The sequence below is a fragment of the Flavobacterium sp. IMCC34518 genome (assembly GCF_027111095.2).
GTDB lineage: Bacteria > Bacteroidota > Bacteroidia > Flavobacteriales > Flavobacteriaceae > Flavobacterium > Flavobacterium praedii.
This window is the reverse complement of sequence record NZ_CP114284.2, coordinates 3797541-3813425: the sequence shown is the minus strand read 5'-3', so window position 1 is coordinate 3813425 and position 15885 is coordinate 3797541. Positions and strand designations below refer to the sequence as shown.

The 15885-nt window shown below is 31.3% G+C and carries 14 protein-coding genes and 1 tRNA gene; 4 read left to right on the top strand and 11 right to left on the bottom strand.

Annotated features, from left to right (window positions below; translation table 11 throughout):
• Positions 1-278: 278 nt before the first annotated feature.
• The 10 genes from OZP06_RS16370 to OZP06_RS16325 all read right to left on the bottom strand — a co-directional run bounded on the left by OZP06_RS16370 (position 279) and on the right by OZP06_RS16325 (position 8684).
• Positions 279-707 carry a hypothetical protein gene (locus OZP06_RS16370; protein WP_269222818.1) on the bottom strand — a complete coding sequence of 143 codons (429 nt, stop codon included), beginning with the start codon at positions 705-707 and terminating at the stop codon, positions 279-281.
• Between the two features lie 142 nt (positions 708-849).
• Entirely contained in the window at positions 850-1722 is an 873-nt protein-coding gene (gene sucD, locus OZP06_RS16365; protein ID WP_269222817.1) for a succinate--CoA ligase subunit alpha, read from the bottom strand.
• An 87-nt stretch (positions 1723-1809) separates the two neighbouring features.
• A complete protein-coding gene (locus OZP06_RS16360; protein WP_269222816.1) occupies positions 1810-2172 on the bottom strand; it encodes a nuclear transport factor 2 family protein in 363 nt (120 codons plus the stop codon).
• Position 2173: 1 nt separating this feature from the next.
• Positions 2174-3103, bottom strand: a complete 930-nt coding sequence (locus OZP06_RS16355) for a UDP-3-O-(3-hydroxymyristoyl)glucosamine N-acyltransferase (protein WP_269222815.1) — start codon at positions 3101-3103, stop codon at positions 2174-2176.
• 81 nt (positions 3104-3184) lie between these two features.
• Positions 3185-3751 (bottom strand): elongation factor P, encoded by a 567-nt coding sequence (gene efp, locus OZP06_RS16350; RefSeq protein WP_269222814.1) that lies wholly within the window; start codon positions 3749-3751, stop codon positions 3185-3187.
• Positions 3752-3856: 105 nt separating this feature from the next.
• Positions 3857-4642 carry an acyl-ACP--UDP-N-acetylglucosamine O-acyltransferase gene (gene lpxA / locus OZP06_RS16345; RefSeq protein ID WP_269222813.1) on the bottom strand — a complete coding sequence of 262 codons (786 nt, stop codon included), beginning with the start codon at positions 4640-4642 and terminating at the stop codon, positions 3857-3859.
• A gap of 61 nt (positions 4643-4703) precedes the next feature.
• Positions 4704-6092 (bottom strand): bifunctional UDP-3-O-[3-hydroxymyristoyl] N-acetylglucosamine deacetylase/3-hydroxyacyl-ACP dehydratase, encoded by a 1389-nt coding sequence (locus OZP06_RS16340; protein ID WP_281239718.1) that lies wholly within the window; start codon positions 6090-6092, stop codon positions 4704-4706.
• Positions 6085-7128 carry a UDP-3-O-(3-hydroxymyristoyl)glucosamine N-acyltransferase gene (gene lpxD, locus OZP06_RS16335; protein WP_281323980.1) on the bottom strand — a complete coding sequence of 348 codons (1044 nt, stop codon included), beginning with the start codon at positions 7126-7128 and terminating at the stop codon, positions 6085-6087. The genes OZP06_RS16340 and lpxD overlap by 8 nt, the downstream gene beginning before the upstream one ends.
• 130 nt (positions 7129-7258) lie before the next feature.
• Entirely contained in the window at positions 7259-8488 is a 1230-nt protein-coding gene (locus tag OZP06_RS16330) for an HD domain-containing protein (protein ID WP_269224631.1), read from the bottom strand.
• A 121-nt stretch (positions 8489-8609) separates the two neighbouring features.
• Positions 8610-8684: transfer RNA gene (locus tag OZP06_RS16325), tRNA-Val, on the bottom strand.
• A gap of 207 nt (positions 8685-8891) precedes the next feature.
• On the opposite strand from OZP06_RS16325, the gene OZP06_RS16320 reads away from it, so the two are divergent.
• The gene (locus OZP06_RS16320) at positions 8892-10679 is read left to right on the top strand and encodes an ABC transporter transmembrane domain-containing protein (protein ID WP_281239729.1); all 1788 of its coding nucleotides are present in this window, start codon (positions 8892-8894) and stop codon (positions 10677-10679) included.
• Between the two features lie 96 nt (positions 10680-10775).
• Here OZP06_RS16320 and OZP06_RS16315 read toward each other — a convergent pair whose 3' ends face one another.
• Entirely contained in the window at positions 10776-11945 is a 1170-nt protein-coding gene (locus OZP06_RS16315; protein WP_269222812.1) for a proline dehydrogenase family protein, read from the bottom strand.
• A 93-nt stretch (positions 11946-12038) separates the two neighbouring features.
• Between OZP06_RS16315 and aroB the strand changes: the two genes are divergently transcribed.
• From aroB to OZP06_RS16300, 3 genes are all read left to right on the top strand, one after another.
• Entirely contained in the window at positions 12039-13106 is a 1068-nt protein-coding gene (gene aroB / locus OZP06_RS16310; protein ID WP_269222811.1) for a 3-dehydroquinate synthase, read from the top strand.
• Positions 13107-13401: 295 nt separating this feature from the next.
• On the top strand, positions 13402-14799 hold the full coding sequence (locus OZP06_RS16305) for an arginine decarboxylase (protein WP_269222810.1): 1398 nt from the start codon (positions 13402-13404) through the stop codon (positions 14797-14799).
• A gap of 110 nt (positions 14800-14909) precedes the next feature.
• The gene (locus OZP06_RS16300; protein ID WP_281239732.1) at positions 14910-15881 is read left to right on the top strand and encodes a deoxyhypusine synthase family protein; all 972 of its coding nucleotides are present in this window, start codon (positions 14910-14912) and stop codon (positions 15879-15881) included.
• The last annotated feature ends 4 nt before the right edge of the window (positions 15882-15885 follow it).

The following is a 15885-nucleotide window of genomic DNA, read 5'->3' as shown; positions in this document are numbered from 1 at the left end:
CCTATTTTCAAAAATCATTAAAAAAAGCGATTAAATAAGGCTTTGATTTTATTTAATCGTCTTTTTTTAGTCAAATTTAATCTTCTTAGATTACAAGGGGCTTATAACAACTAAAAGGAGCGAAACCATAGTGTTTTCGCTCCTTTTCAGTTATTTTCATTTTCCTTATTCGAGAGACTTTTTCAGTGCCCTCCATCTCTGTAAAGCTTTTTTTTGTTTATTCCCTATTCTTCACTAAACTTTGTAATGAAGTTGAATATCGGTTTGATTTTAATGAATTAAAAAGCTACATTCCATTTTGGTAATTTACCTTTTTCATCAAGAAAATTTTGCAAAATTTGACCTTCAACACTAGTTGGAATTGCTTTTGCAGTATCATTAAATGTTTCAAACCATAAAACTTCTAACGCATTGATATTTTCTTTTTTCATTTGTGCTGGCCAAGAATATTTTCTTCCAGTTTTAGCAAATTGATGACCATTTACGATTTTATCATGTAATCCTCCATTTTTACTTTTCAAGGTTCCGTCATTTTGAACCGTACCTGTTGAAGCAACCATAATTAATTCTTTGATATCTTCTGCAATAGCATAAACAAGAAATACTCCACTTCCTGATTCTGATGCATTACAAACTTCTTCTAAACTATCTTCCTGTGTAAAGGTAAAATTTCCTTTTACTGTGAACTTTTCTAATTCTTTGTACATATTTTTAATTTTTAAGTAACTACGATTCTAAGAATCTGTGTTGTTAAGTTTTTGATTACATTCCAGACATTTTAAAAATGTAAAAAAGTCTCAACAAAATATTGAGACTTTTTTTGGAATTTATTATTTAAATAATTGGAAATTATCCAAGTACTTCTTTTACTTTTTTACCAATTTCAGCCGGTGAGTCAACAACGTGAATTCCGTTTTCTCTCATAATTTGTTTTTTTGCTTCTGCAGTATCGTCAGAACCACCAACTATTGCTCCTGCATGTCCCATTGTTCGTCCTGCTGGAGCTGTAACACCTGCAATAAATCCAACAACTGGTTTACGGTTTCCATCAGCTTTAATCCATTTAGCAGCATCTGCTTCTAATTGACCACCAATTTCACCAATCATTACGATACATTCTGTTTCTGGATCGTTCATTAGTAATTCAACAGCTTCTTTTGTAGTTGTTCCAATAATAGGATCTCCACCAATACCAATTGCTGTAGTTATCCCTAATCCTTGTTTAACAACTTGATCAGCAGCTTCATAAGTTAAAGTTCCTGATTTGGAAACAATTCCTACTGTTCCTTTTTTGAAAACAAAACCAGGCATAATTCCAACTTTAGCTTCACCTGGAGTAATTACACCAGGGCAATTTGGACCAATTAGTCTAGCATTTCTATCTTTAACATAACTGTTTGCTTTAATCATATCAGCTACTGGAATTCCTTCAGTAATAGCAATGATCACTTTTATTCCTGCATCTGCAGCTTCCATAATAGCATCTGCAGCAAAAGCAGGAGGGACAAAAATAATAGTAGTATCGGCACCTGCTTGTTCTACTGCATCTTTTACAGTATTAAAAACAGGAAGATCCAAATGTGTAGTTCCTCCTTTTCCAGGAGTTACACCTCCAACAACATTTGTACCATATTCAATCATTTGCGAAGCGTGAAAAGTTCCTTCGCTACCCGTAAATCCTTGAACAATTATTTTTGAATCTTTATTAACTAAAACACTCATGATATATTTTTTATGTAGTTTTTAAAATTGTGACGCAAAAGTAAAGCTTTTGTAATTATTTTGTACTTTTTTTTAAAATAAAAATAATTATATGACTTGACTCATTTGAAATCCTTTATATAATTTATTGTCTTTTATTTCCCAAATAATCATAATATGTGCCAACAACATTTCCTCTCTGGGGTTTTCAATTGTTTTTACATAATGTGAAAACCGTACTGAAACTATATTATCTTCTTCAAGTATGTGACTTATTCTAGCTTTCGTACGAACATAGGCTCTGCTAATTTCATTAGTCAAATTTAATATTTCATCATAATTCATTTGTATGAAACCTTTACTACTGTTCCAATCCAAAATGCAATCAGGATGCAAAAAATCTTTCATAATCGTTGGATTAATGAATGCATCTGACTTATAAAAACTTTTAACTATTTCTTTAGCAGACATATTATTTTAATTTTTCTATTATACCTGGAATTTTTTTAATATTGGCCAATTGCTTTAATTTCTCTCTAGACTCTTCAATTGGAGTACCAAAATAGCTTTTTCCACCTTCTACTGATTTAGTTACTCCAGTTTGACCCATAATAACCGCTTTTGAGCCAATTGTTATACCGCTTGTAGTTCCAACTTGTCCCCAAATAGTCACTTCATCTTCAATTATAACACAACCTGCTATGCCAGTTTGAGAAGCAATGAGGCATTTTTTTCCAATAATAGTATCATGTCCAACATGAACTTGATTGTCAATTTTGGTACCTTCACCAATAGTTGTATCTCCGGTAACACCTTTATCTATAGTACAAAGAGCTCCAATGCCGACATTGTTTTTTATTACTACTCTTCCTCCCGAAATTAATTGATCATATCCATCGGCTCTTTTTTTGTAATAAAATGCATCGGCACCTAAAACAGATCCAGAATGTATTATGACATTATCTCCGATAATTGTATGATCATAAATACAAACATTGGCATGTATCAAACAATTTTCTCCAATAACAACATTATTGCCTATGAAAGCATTTGGCTGGATAATAGTTCCCTTACCTATTTTTGCGGAAGAGGAAACGGCAACATTAGCATTTACAAATGGCATAAAATGTCTTGTCAATACATTGAAATCTCTAAAGGGATCATCTGATATTAGTAATGCTTTTCCTTCTGGGCAGTCCACTTTTTTATTGATTAAAATAATAGTAGCCGCAGAGTTTAAAGCTTTTTCGTAATATTTAGGATGATCTACAAATACAATATCTCCCGATTCTACAACATGAATTTCATTCATGCCATAAACAGGAAACAAAGGATCGCCAATAAATTCACATTGAAGCAAATTTGCAATTTCTTGTAGATAATAAACTTTTGGGAATTTCATATAAAAAAGTATTTAGTTTATAAAGTCAATTTCCAGTTTTTAATAAAAACTAGTATTAAAAACTGGAAAATGAGTTACAAACTATGCTTTAACACGTTCCATGTAAGAACCTGAAGTAGTATCTATTTTTATTTTGTCACCTTCATTAATGAATAAAGGAACATTCACGGTTGCACCAGTTTCAACTGTAGCCGATTTAGTAGCATTTGTAGCTGTGTTTCCTTTTATTCCAGGTTCAGCATAAGTAACTTCAAGAATTACAGATGCTGGCATATCTACAGAAAGAGGTAAATCTGTTTCCGTATTGATACTTACCATAACATTTTCTCCTTCTTTTAATAAATCTGGAGAGTCTAATATGTTTTTATTTAAAGAAATTTGTTCGAAAGTTTCTACATTCATGAAATGAAATAAATCACCTTCTGGATATAAAAATTGAAACTTATGGTTTTCAACTCTTACTTCATCAATTTTATGTCCAGCAGAAAAAGTATTATCTAATACTTTACCATTACTCAAGCTTCTTAATTTTGTTCTTACAAATGCAGGTCCTTTACCTGGTTTAACATGAAGAAATTCAATGATTTTGTATATATCATTGTTGTATTTTATGCACAATCCGTTTTTAATATCTGATGTAGATGCCATTTTACTGTTTGTTTGTTAATTCGTTAATTAGTTGAATGCGATCAATCATTATTATAATTTGTTTTTCGATTAAACGAATTGACAAATATAGATTAATCAATTTTGTTAATAGTTTCCAGAATACCCTTTCATTACTCCCCTAGAAGAATTTCGTATAAAATCCAATATTTCGTCTCGCTCAGGAGTTGCTTCCATTTCGGCCTCAATAATGTCCATCGCTTGAGTAGTATTGTAATTTTTTTGATATAGAATTCTATATATTTCTTGGATTTCTCTAATTTTTTCGGTCGTAAAACCTCTTCTTCTTAATCCTACAGAATTTATTCCAACATAAGATAAAGGTTCTTTCGCTGCTTTTGTAAAGGGAGGCACATCTTTTCTAACCAATGATCCACCTGAAACCATGGCGTGATCTCCAATATGAATAAATTGATGAATAGCTGCTAATCCTCCAATTACAGCATATTTACCTACTATAACGTGACCTGCAAGAGCAACACCATTTACAATAATAGCATTATCTCCGATATGGCAATCATGAGCAATATGTGCAGTGGCCATTACCAGACAATTATTACCAAGAGTTGTTTGACCAGATGCAATAGTCCCTCTGTTTATTGTAACACATTCTCTAATGGTACAATTATCTCCTATTATTGCTAAAGAATCTTCTCCACCAAATTTCAAATCTTGAGGTACAGCAGAAATTACAGCCCCAGGAAAAATGTTACAATTTTTTCCAATTCGAGCTCCCTCCATAATTGTAACGTTTGAACCAATCCAAGTTCCATCTCCAATGACCACATTGTTATGAATAGTTGTAAAAGGCTCAATTACAACGTTTTTGGCTATTTTCGCGCCTGGATGAACGTATGCTAACGGTTGATTCATCTGCTATTTTTTTAATTAATATTATTATGATTTTAGCGTTTATTAAGCTTTAATCAAAAAATTATTGTTTTCTTGCTATTTGTGCCATTAATTCAGCTTGAGCAACTAATTTACCATTAGCGTATGCATTCGCTTGCATGTGACAAATACCTCTTCGTATAGGAGTTATCAAATCACATTTGAATATAAGTGTATCACCTGGTAATACTTTTTGCTTAAATTTTACATTATCTATTTTCATAAAGAATGTTAAATAATTTTCAGGATCTGGAACCGTACTTAATACAAGAATTCCACCTGTTTGCGCCATGGCTTCCACAATTAATACACCAGGCATAACCGGTGCATCCGGAAAATGTCCTACAAAGAAATTTTCATTCATTGTGACATTTTTCATACCGACCACATGACTGTCAGACATTTCAATAATTCTATCAATCAGTAAAAATGGTGGTCTATGTGGTAAAACCGCCATTATTTTATGAATATCCATTAATGGCTCAAGGTTCAAATCATAAGTTGGAACGTAATTTCTTTGTTCATTCTTAATAATTTTAGCCATTTTCTTTGCAAATTGAGTATTTACAAAATGACCCGGTTTATTGGCTATGATTTTTCCTTGAATTTTTGTACCAATTAAAGCCAAATCCCCAATTACATCTAGTAATTTATGTCTTGCAGCTTCATTTGGATAATGTAAAGTAAGATTGTCTAAAATTCCATTAGGTTTTACCGAAATTTCGTCTTTACCAAAGGCTTTCTTTAAGCTTTCCATTGTTGTTTCAGAAATATCTTTATCAACATAGACAATGGCATTGTTCAAATCCCCTCCTTTAATTAATCCATTTTCCAAAAGAGATTCTAGTTCGTGCAAAAAACTAAAAGTTCTTGCATTGGATATTTCAGATTTAAACTCAGAAATACTTTTCATAGTAGCATTTTGAGTACCTAATATTTTAGTTCCAAAATCGACCATCGCCGTTACACTATAATGATCACTTGGCATAACCATAATTTCACTTCCGGAAGCTTCATCAGTAAATGAAATTACTTCTTTTACAACATAAACATTTCTATTTAATTCTTGGTCCACTATACCGGCTTCCTCTATGGCTTCCATGAAATACTTTGAAGAACCATCCATTATTGGTAATTCAGAAGCATCTAATTCAATTATAATATTATCAAGATCGCAACCCATTAATGCAGCTAAAACATGCTCAGGAGTTTGAATTTTTACTCCTAGTTTTTCTAGATTCGTGCCTCTTTGAGTATTTACTACATAATTGGCATCAGCCTCAATAACTGGTTGTCCTTCGAGGTCTACACGAACAAACGTAAATCCATTATTAACAGGAGCAGGTTTAAAAGTCATTTTAACTTCTTTCCCTGTATGTAATCCAACTCCAGTAAGTGAAATTTCTGTTTTGATGGTCTTCTGTTTAACCATTGTTTCCATTTTTTTGGTTTAATATTTGTTTTTTTAACTCTTCTATCTCTTTTACCAATTTAGGTAAATTTTTAAAATGCACATACGATTTATTGTAATCCGAATATTCAAAAGTAGGCGTGCCTTGTAAAACGGCATTATCTTTTATGTTTCTAGCTACACCAGACTGAGCTTGTATACGAACATTGTTACCAATAGTTAAATGTCCTACGATTCCTACTTGCCCACCTACCATACAATTTTCTCCTAGTTTTGTAGAGCCAGCTACACCAGATTGTGCTGCAATAACGGTATTTCGTCCAATTTCAACATTATGTGCAATCTGAATTTGATTGTCTAATTTTACTCCTGCTCTAATTATAGTGGATCCTAGTGTTGCTCTGTCAATTGTTGAATTGGCTCCGATATCAACAAAATCTTCAATTATTACATTTCCAATTTGTGGAATTTTGCTGTATGTTCCATCTTCATTTGGTGCATATCCAAAACCGTCTGCCCCAATAACTGTTCCAGAATGAATCGTACAATTATTACCAATTACTGTTTCTGAATAAATTTTGGCGCCAGCAAAAATAATCACATTATTCCCAATATTTACATTGTCACCAATAAAACTTCCAGGATATACTTTTACATTGTCTCCTAACACCACATTATCACCTATATAACTAAAGCTTCCTAAATATAAGTTTTCACCATATTTTGCACTTTTTGAAATAAAGGATGGGGTTTCGATACCGCTTTTGTTTAACTTCACTTGATTATAAAACTCCAATAATTTTGAAAACGCTTTATAGGCGTCTGCTACTTTAATAAGTGTTGTTGTTATTGGTGATTCTGGCTCAAAAGTATCATTAACGATTGTAACAGAAGCTTTTGTAGTATAAATATAGTTTGTGTATTTTGGGTTGGATAAAAAAGTAAGTGACCCTTCGGTACCTTCTTCGATTTTAGACAAACGATACACTTCAATGTTGGGATTACCAACAATTTCACCTTCTAATATGCCTGCTATTTGTTCAGCTGTAAATTTCATCTTATTGTATTGTATTTTTAAAAAGTATAAGATGGAACATACAAATGTTTGTTCTCACGATATAAAATAAAAATAGATTGATACGTTTTATATCGACAAAAATATAAAAAATAGGTTTTAAATGTTAATTTTAAAGCAGTTGTTTTGGAAAACAAATATAATACTTGGTAACTAATTTTGATAACGATTTCAAATTCAGCTGGTCAGAGGCTTCTACAACATCTTCAATTGTCCTGTCTTTATTCAAAATTCGGATTGGTTCTGCTATTTTACTATAAGCTTGACTTTTGATTTTTCCTTTGAAAATAAAATAACTGGACTCAGCCAATGAAATTTTATTCTGAATCGAAAATCGTTCCTTTTGAATATGTATTTCTTCTAATGGAACTTTTTCATTAGTTAATTTGATTTTCAAAAGATCTCTATTGATTATCATTTTACTTAAAGATGAAAGTATAAAATCATCTTGGTTTTCCCATGCTTTCAAAGCGCTTATAATGTCAAAATCATCTAATTTGGTAAACAATTTTAATGTTTTTTCGTCAAACGTGTCAATGGTGACCTTATTTTGCATAAAAAACAACAATGGTTCACTGCAAGGTAGTAGAATACCTCTTTCGGTTAGTTCTTTAGCGCGTTTTAAAACTTTGGTCAAAATTAATTCGGCAACAAGACTTGTTTTGTGAAGATACACCTGCCAATACATCAATCGTCTGGACATCAGAAATTTTTCTACAGAATAGATGCCTTTTTCTTCAATAACTAATACATCATCTACTACATTCATCATCTGAATCAATCGTTCCGAATTGACATTTCCTTCAGAAACACCAGAATAAAAGCTATCTCGTTTTAAATAATCCATTCTATCCATATCCAACTGACTCGATATCAATTGCAACATAAACTTGCGATGGTATTCCCCTTTAAAAACTTGAATAGCAAGACTCAATTTACCATCGAATTCAGTATTGAGTTGATTCATTAATAATAATGAAATCTCTTCGTGGTGTACATCTTCAACGATACTACTTTCCATAGCGTGCGAAAAAGGTCCATGACCTATATCATGTAATAATATGGCAATATACAAAGCATTTTCTTCATTTGGACTTATAGTCACCTCTTTGAAACGCAAAACTTCAACCGCTTTTTGCATCAAATGCATACATCCTAAAGCGTGATGAAAACGGGTATGATTGGCTCCTGGATACACTAAATAAGACAAACCCATTTGGGAAATACGTCTTAATCGTTGAAAATAAGGATGTTGAACTAAATCGTAAATTAAAGCATTTGGAATTGTAATAAACCCATAAATTGGGTCATTGAATATTTTTAATTTATTTATTTGAGACACTATCATTTTTTTTAGGTTAACAAATATAATTAAAATAGTACTAGTATTAAATGGTATAGAAAATCAAAAAAAAATGTTTTTTAGGGCAAAAAAAAACTTCTCAATTTCTTGAGAAGTTTTGTGGGCGATGAGGGGTTCGAACCCCCGACCCCCTCGGTGTAAACGAGGTGCTCTGAACCAGCTGAGCTAATCGCCCTTTCGGATTGCAATGTCTTTCGTTATTGCGAGTGCAAATATACAACTAGAACTTGTAATTGCAAGCATTTTTTTAAAAAAAATGAATTAAAAATACGTGGTTTTTCTTTGTGCACTCAAATACAGTGTTTTATTATAATCTAAATCTATATTTTTTTTTGGATATCAACTTTTTATAACCTTACATTTGTATCATAAAACAAATAAAATGGCGAGATACAAAGAAAATGATTTACCAAAATCAAAAATTAATGCAAGTTCACTTCAAAAAGCAATTCTGATTTTTAAATATGCCAATAATCATAAATGGAAATTTTATGTAGGATTGGTTTTCTTGCTACTTACAAGTGTTACAGCCCTTGCATTTCCAAAATTTATGGGAATGCTTGTAGATTGTGTAAATAAAAAAGATGCCCATTTGGCCAATCAAATTGCTTTAGGATTAGGATTGGTTCTTTTATTACAATCACTATTTTCCTTTTTTAGACTTTATCTGTTTGTTAATTTTACCGAAAATACTTTAGCAAACGTTCGTTTGGCACTATATACCAACTTGGTTAAATTGCCAATGTCTTTCTTCTCCCAAAAACGTGTGGGAGAATTGAATAGCAGAATAAGTAATGATATTACTCAAATACAAGATACTTTAACTACTACAATTGCTGAGTTTTTAAGACAATTTATATTGATTATCGGGAGTTTTGCAATGCTAGCTAGTATCAATATCAAATTGACTATAATGATGGTTTCAGTAGTGCCATTAGTTGGTGTAGCAGCTGTTATTTTTGGACGCTTTATTAGAAAATATTCTAAAAAAGTACAGGATCAAGTAGCTGAAAGCCAAGTGGTAGTAGAAGAAACGATGCAAGGAATTAGTATTGTTAAGGCATTTGCCAATGAATGGTACGAGATTGCCCGTTATAAAGAAAAAATTAAGGAAGTTGTTAAAATGGGGATTAAAGGCGGACAATTCAGAGGTTTTTTCGCTTCCTTTATTATTATTTGTTTATTCGGAACAATTGTAGCTGTAGTTTGGTATGGAGTACAATTGAGTATTGCTGGTGAAATTACAGTTGGTCAATTATTTACCTTTATATTGTACTCGAGTTATGTAGGTGCATCTTCTGGAGGAATTGCAGAGTTATATGCGCAAATGCAAAAAGCAATTGGTGCAACCGAAAGAGTTTTTGAATTATTGGATGAAACACCAGAAAAAATCAATTCAAATTTACATATTCCTTCTATAAATAAATTAAAAGGAGAAGTTACCTTTAATAATGTTACTTTTAGTTATCCCTCCAGAAAAGAAGTTCAGGTTTTAAAAGGGATTAATTTTACAGCCAATTTTGGTCAAAAAATAGCTCTTGTTGGACCTAGTGGAATGGGAAAATCTACAATTGCATCTTTATTATTGCGTTTTTATGATATTGATGGAGGGGAAATTTTAGTAGATGGAAAAAATATTTATGATTATGATTTGGAAAATCTTCGTGGTAATATGAGTATTGTTCCCCAAGATGTTATATTATTTGGTGGAACTATTAAAGAAAATATAGCTTATGGAAAACCAAATGCTACAGAAGAGGAAATAATAATTGCTGCTAAACAAGCTAATGCATATATGTTTATCGAAGGTTTTCCGGAGAAATTTGAAACAATCGTCGGAGAGAGAGGAATTAAACTTTCAGGAGGTCAAAGGCAACGAATAGCAATTGCACGTGCATTGTTAAAAAATCCATCCATATTGATTTTAGATGAAGCTACTTCCTCTTTAGATAGCGAAAGTGAAAAGCTAGTTCAAGAAGCGCTTGAGATTTTAATGGAAGGAAGAACGAGTATTATTATTGCTCACCGATTATCAACGATTCGTTCTGCTGATCAAATTTTAGTTCTTGACAATGGAAAAATAAGTGAACAAGGAACGCATCAGGAATTAATTATCATTGAAAACGGTTTGTATAAAAATTTGAGTAATTTACAGTTCAGCAATTCTTAGTTGCAATTATTAACCTTAAAAAAAATCCATTTGTTAAACTTAACAAATGGATTTTTTTTATAAAACATATAAAATTTTTAATTCTTAAAATGAATTCTATTTCCCTTTTCTTCTATTTCGTTCTGCTTTGATCATAGAAAGTTCTCTGCTTGTTTGTCCAGCAACTGAAGTGTTTTCTTCAGCACGACGTATCAAGTATGGCATGACATCTTTTACAGGTCCGAATGGCAAATATTTTGAAATATTATAACCGTTGGCAGCTAGATTGTAACTGATATTATCACTCATTCCGTAAAGTTGTCCAAACCAAATTCGATCCTCATTAGTAGCAATTCCTTTTGCTTTCATCAACTCCATTAATTTATAGGTACTCTCTTCGTTATGTGTTCCGGCAAAAATGGACATCATATCTAGATTTTCTGCCATATATAGGACAGCTGCATCGTAATTCAAATCGGTAGCTTCTTTAGTAGCACATATTGGTGTTGGGTATCCTTTTTCCTGAGCACGAAGATTTTCTTTTTCCATATAAGCACCACGAACTAATTTCATTCCTATATAGAAACCTTCAGCTTTAGCTTTTGTATGTAAATTTTTAAGAAAATCCATACGATCCCAACGATACATTTGTAAAGTATTAAAAACAATTACTTTTTCTTTGTTGTATTTTCGCATCATTTCAGTAACCAAATCATCGGCGGCATCTTGCATCCAGCTTTCTTCAGCATCAATTAATAAGGCAACATTTTTTTTATGAGCTTCACTGCAAACTAAATCAAAACGAGCCACTACTCTATCCCATTCGGCTTGCTCTTCTGAAGTTAAGGTTTGTTTTTCACCTATTTTTTCATATAAATCCAAACGACCTAATCCTGTAGGTTTAAAAACAGCAAAAGGAATAGCTTTTCTTTCTTTAGCAAACTCTATCGTTTTTAGTGTCATCTCTAAATCTGCTTCAAATTGATTTTCTTCTTCCTTTCCTTCAACAGAATAATCCAAGACGGAAGAAACTCCTTTAGTATACATTTTATCGACAACTGATAGGCAGTCATCTTCCGTTACACCTCCGCAAAAATGATCAAAAACAGTTGCACGAATAAGACTTTCAACAGGAAGATTTGCCTTAATAGCAAAATTGGTTACTGCTGTTCCTATTCGAACTAAAGGTTGATTGTTAATTAATTTGAAAAGAAAATAAGCTCTATCGAGTTCTGTATCACTTTTTAATGCAAACGCAATTTGTGTGTTATTAAATATATTACTCATTATTTGTTATATTTTTTATGCAAATATAAAGAGAGTAAGCGAGTATAATTAGCAAAATTTACCTTATTTTGCGCTTTCAATAAAATTAAAATCATGCAATCTATTCAAGCCAATAATTACCCAGTACATTTTAATGAAAATGGATACGAAAAACTAAACCAACATATAAATGAGAATAACTATTCGAATTTATTTATAATTGTTGATAGCAATACCAATGAATATTGTTTGCCAAAATTACTTTCGGTACTGGAAACAGAGTTGTCAATTGAAATTATTGAATTTGAGGCAGGAGAAATCAATAAGAACATTGAAACCTGTATCGAAATATGGAAAGTTTTAACAGAGTTGGGCGCTGACCGTAAAACATTGATTATTAATATAGGTGGTGGTGTTGTGACTGATTTAGGAGGTTTTGTGGCTTCTACATTTAAAAGAGGTGTAGATTTTATACATATCCCAACAACATTATTATCAATGGTAGATGCATCAGTTGGAGGTAAAAACGGAGTTGATTTGGGTAATTTAAAAAACCAGATTGGCGTTATAAATACACCTAAAATGGTGCTAATTGATACGCAATATTTAGAAACTGTTCCTCAAAATGAGATGCGTTCCGGTCTAGCTGAAATGTTGAAACACGGATTGATTTTTGATAAAGCCTATTGGGAATCTTTTTTAGATTTAAAAGCAATTGATTTTGCAGATTTTGATGCACTAATTTACCGTTCAGTTGAAATAAAGAACAACATTGTTATGCAAGATCCAACTGAAAAAAACATTAGAAAAGCATTGAATTTTGGTCATACGTTAGGGCATGCAATCGAAAGTTATTTCTTAGAAAATGAGAATAAAACTACTTTGTTGCATGGAGAAGCAATTGCGGTAGGTATGATTTTAGAAAGTTATATTTCTTTGCGAAAAAATTTAATTACACAAGAAGAATACAATCAAATTAAAATGACTCTAAAATCAATTTATGATACCATTATTTTTGAAGAAAATGACATAGATCCTATTCTTGAGTTGCTAATTCATGACAAAAAAAATGAGTATGGAGCGATTCAATTTGCCTTGATTGAAGGCATCGGTCAAATAAAAATCAATCAATCTGTTGAGAATGAATTAATTTTAAAAGCATTTCAGGATTACAAATCTTAGATTTTTTTTAATAAAAAATGATTGCTTTACGTCTATTTTATTTTTTACATTTGTTCCAATGAATAAAAATCAAAATACTAAAAAATTTTCTGCTAAAAGAAATAGAAACAACAGGTCCTTTTTGAGCCTTTTGAAACGTTTCTATGGTATTAAAGGGAATTTTAGTTTTGATCTATTTCAATATTTTAAGGCAGACTACGATAAGCTTCAGATAATTTATGCAAATATTAGAGTTTGAATTACTTTTAATTTTATTTTTTCTAAATACAATTAATACAAAACTCTACAAAAACAGATGAACACTAAATATTCGGATTTAATAAATCAAACCTATTATTTTCCTCAGGAAGAATTTAAATTAAACAAAGACAACCTTCAATTTCATAATATTGATCTTATGAAATTGGTTGAAACTTATGGTACACCATTAAAATTCACCTATTTACCTCAAATTTCCAACAACATAAACAAAGCCAAAAGTTGGTTTCGAAAATCGATGGAAAAAAACAAATATGAGGCCAAATATTATTATTGCTATTGCACCAAAAGCTCGCATTTTGAATATGTAATGAACGAAGCTTTTAAAAATAATATTCACATTGAAACATCTTCTGCTTTTGACATCAATATTGTCGAAAATTTATTAGATAAAGGAAAGATTAATAAAAGTACTTACATCATTTGTAATGGTTTCAAAAGAGATCAATACATTGAAAATATTGCTAGATTAGTCAATAATGGTCATAAAAATACTATTCCCATTATTGATAATTATGAAGAATTGGATTTATTACAAGGTCAAATTAAAGGAAAATTCAAAATTGGAATTAGAATAGCTGCAGAAGAGGAACCTAAATTTGAGTTTTATACTTCAAGATTAGGCATTGGATACAAAAATATCGTTCCTTTTTATAAGAAAGAAATAAAAGAAAATAAAAAATTGGAACTTAAAATGTTGCACTTTTTTATCAATACAGGTATAAATGATAACGCCTATTATTGGAATGAATTAGTTAAATGTATCAAGGTTTATGTTGCTCTTAAAAAAGAATGCCCAACACTTGATGGATTAAATATTGGTGGAGGCTTCCCCATCAAAAATTCATTGGCTTTTGAATATGATTACCAGTATATGATTGATGAAATTATCAATCAAATTAAAATTGCTTGTGATGAAGCCGAAGTTGATGTTCCAAATATTTTTACCGAATTTGGATCATTTACAGTTGGAGAAAGTGGTGGCGCGATTTATCAAGTTTTGTATCAAAAACAACAAAATGATAGAGAGAAATGGAATATGATTGATTCCTCTTTTATCACAACATTACCAGATACTTGGGCCATAAACAAACGATTTATTATGTTGGCAATCAATAGATGGAATGATACTTATGAAAGAGTTTTGTTAGGAGGAATGACATGTGATAGTGATGATTATTACAACTCAGAACAGAATATGAATGCTATTTATTTACCAAAATACAACAAAGAAAAACCTTTATATTTAGGTTTCTTTAATACTGGAGCTTATCAAGAAACTATTGGAGGATATGGCGGCTTGCATCACTGTTTGATTCCACAACCGAAGCATATTTTGATAGATAGAGATGAAAATGGAATTCTTGCCACAGAAGTTTTCTCCGAACAACAAACATCAGAAGATGTACTAAAAATATTAGGTTATAGTAAATAATCATTAATTTTTTGAGAATTTGGAAATTTGATATGTATAATTTTCTTTTATTTGTATATCCAAATCTCTAAATAACCTTTTGAACATTAAATAAAAAAAAAGAAAAGAATATGAGTAAAGGACCAATCAGTCAGTTTATTGAAAAGCATTATCTGCATTTCAATTCTGCATCTTTAGTTGATGCTGCAAAAGCATATGAACAGCAATTAGCCAATGGTGCGAAAATGATGGTAAGTATGGCCGGCGCAATGAGTACAGCTGAAATTGGAAAGATTTTTGCCGAAATAATTCGTCAGGATAAAGTTCAAATTATATCTTGTACAGGTGCCAATCTGGAAGAAGATATTATGAATTTGGTTGCACATTCTCATTATGAAAGAGTTCCAAATTATCGTGATTTGACTCCGCAGGATGAATGGGATTTATTAGAAAGAGGATTAAATAGAGTTACAGATACTTGTATTCCTGAACACGAAGCTTTTCGTCGTCTTCAAAAACATATTTATAAAATTTGGAAGGATGCTGACGATAAAGGAGAAAGATATTTTCCACATGAATTTATGTATAAAATGCTTCTCTCTGGTGTTCTTGAAGAATATTATGAAATTGATTTAAAAGACAGTTGGATGTATGCAGCAGCTGAAAAAAACTTACCTATTATTGTACCTGGATGGGAAGATAGTACAATGGGTAACATTTTTGCATCCTACGTTATAAAAGGAGATTTGAAAGCTTCAACTATGAAATCGGGTATTGAATATATGGTATTCTTATCAGATTGGTATCCAAAAAATAGTGCTAATGGAGTAGGTTTCTTTCAAATTGGTGGTGGAATCGCTGGAGATTTTCCAATATGTGTAGTGCCAATGTTATACCAAGATATGGAAATGCATGATATCCCATTTTGGAGTTATTTCTGTCAAATTTCAGATTCTACAACTAGTTATGGATCGTATTCCGGAGCAGTTCCTAATGAAAAAATTACATGGGGTAAATTGGATATAAATACTCCTAAATTCATTATTGAATCCGATGCTACCATTGTAGCGCCATTAATTTTCGCCTATTTGTTAGATTTATAAAAAT

Bases quoted from the DNA above. Each gene is read 5' to 3' on its own strand.
- OZP06_RS16370 (WP_269222818.1), bottom strand. From the start codon at position 707: ATGTACAAAGAATTAGAAAAGTTCACAGTAAAAGGAAATTTTACCTTT.
- sucD (WP_269222817.1), bottom strand. From the start codon at position 1,722: ATGAGTGTTTTAGTTAATAAAGATTCAAAAATAATTGTTCAAGGATTT.
- OZP06_RS16360 (WP_269222816.1), bottom strand. From the start codon at position 2,172: ATGTCTGCTAAAGAAATAGTTAAAAGTTTTTATAAGTCAGATGCATTC.
- OZP06_RS16355 (WP_269222815.1), bottom strand. From the start codon at position 3,103: ATGAAATTCCCAAAAGTTTATTATCTACAAGAAATTGCAAATTTGCTT.
- efp (WP_269222814.1), bottom strand. From the start codon at position 3,751: ATGGCATCTACATCAGATATTAAAAACGGATTGTGCATAAAATACAAC.
- lpxA (WP_269222813.1), bottom strand. From the start codon at position 4,642: ATGAATCAACCGTTAGCATACGTTCATCCAGGCGCGAAAATAGCCAAA.
- OZP06_RS16340 (WP_281239718.1), bottom strand. From the start codon at position 6,092: ATGGTTAAACAGAAGACCATCAAAACAGAAATTTCACTTACTGGAGTT.
- lpxD (WP_281323980.1), bottom strand. From the start codon at position 7,128: ATGAAATTTACAGCTGAACAAATAGCAGGCATATTAGAAGGTGAAATT.
- OZP06_RS16320 (WP_281239729.1), top strand. From the start codon at position 8,892: ATGGCGAGATACAAAGAAAATGATTTACCAAAATCAAAAATTAATGCA.
- OZP06_RS16315 (WP_269222812.1), bottom strand. From the start codon at position 11,945: ATGAGTAATATATTTAATAACACACAAATTGCGTTTGCATTAAAAAGT.
- aroB (WP_269222811.1), top strand. From the start codon at position 12,039: ATGCAATCTATTCAAGCCAATAATTACCCAGTACATTTTAATGAAAAT.
- OZP06_RS16305 (WP_269222810.1), top strand. From the start codon at position 13,402: ATGAACACTAAATATTCGGATTTAATAAATCAAACCTATTATTTTCCT.
- OZP06_RS16300 (WP_281239732.1), top strand. From the start codon at position 14,910: ATGAGTAAAGGACCAATCAGTCAGTTTATTGAAAAGCATTATCTGCAT.